General features: G+C 32.3%; 1 pseudogene. It reads right to left on the bottom strand.

Annotation, left to right across the window (positions count from 1 at the left end):
* Positions 1-75 precede the first annotated feature (75 nt).
* Positions 76-403 (bottom strand): annotated as a pseudogene (locus C1G53_RS13250) (glycosyltransferase family 2 protein); the annotation flags it as partial.

Here is a 403-nt window from a genome sequence, read left to right as displayed (position 1 = left end):
ATCAAAGAGTGCTATTCTACTATTTGTTGGATTCATTTTAATCCCCTTTTCTTTCAACCATTTATTACAACATTCTTACCGAGTACTACTTTCACTTCTTCTCAATCTTTCTTGAATTTTATCTTTCCCCGTTTTCAGAAAGACACTAAAATTAAGATGAAGACACCCTACCAAATAATAAGCATTCATTAGTAAAGCAAGTCGCTTATTTTGCTTCAATTGTTTATATACAATTCTAAATAGCGTTTGGAGAAGCTTCTTTTGCTGTTTGCTCAACCAATGATTATATTTGCCTAAAAACAAAACAGCAAAGGCTAAAAATGAACGATAACACTCTAGTAAGAGCTCTTTATCTCCTCTACTTTCATAGAAGTCCATTCGTTCATTTTGAAATTCCAGTAGG

The sequence above is a fragment of the Streptococcus suis genome (genome assembly GCF_002960445.1).
Taxonomy (GTDB): domain Bacteria; phylum Bacillota; class Bacilli; order Lactobacillales; family Streptococcaceae; genus Streptococcus; species Streptococcus hyiners.
This window is presented reverse-complemented; position numbering and strand designations above follow the sequence as displayed.